The organism is Polaromonas sp. P1_G2 (assembly GCF_056405515.1).
Genome location: NZ_JBFUBY010001764.1, coordinates 1 through 359, shown reverse-complemented (window position 1 = coordinate 359; position 359 = coordinate 1). Strand labels below are relative to the sequence as shown.

Here is a 359-nt window from a genome sequence, read left to right as displayed (position 1 = left end):
GGATTTCGGCGTCTGCGCCGGCTATGCGCCGTCAAATGCGGATATCGCCGTGCTGAAGACGATGGACCATGTCCATATCGGCTGGCTCGACGACGGCGGTGCTTTGCGTCGCACGCTTGCGGCTGCCGGAGTGAGCGCGTCGCAGGACATCTCCGTCAATGCCGATCCCGCCAATCTGGGCATTGATGGGCTGACCGTCGCGTTCGGTTCCGCCGATGGCGACGGAGAACTGGCCGGACGCACAGCGGCGGACTTGCTTATACGTGGCGCCAAGGTCGCGGTGGTGACCTGTGGCGCCGACGGCTCTTATGCAGCCACGGCAACCGCCAAGGCGAAAACCGGCATCACGCCTGTTGACG

General features: G+C 64.6%; 1 protein-coding gene. It reads left to right on the top strand.

Annotated elements, in window-relative coordinates; all coding sequences use genetic code 11:
• Positions 1-359, top strand: a 359-nt coding sequence (locus AC1D0P_RS32490) for a carbohydrate kinase family protein (protein ID WP_477680481.1), incomplete at both ends; no start/stop codon positions are given.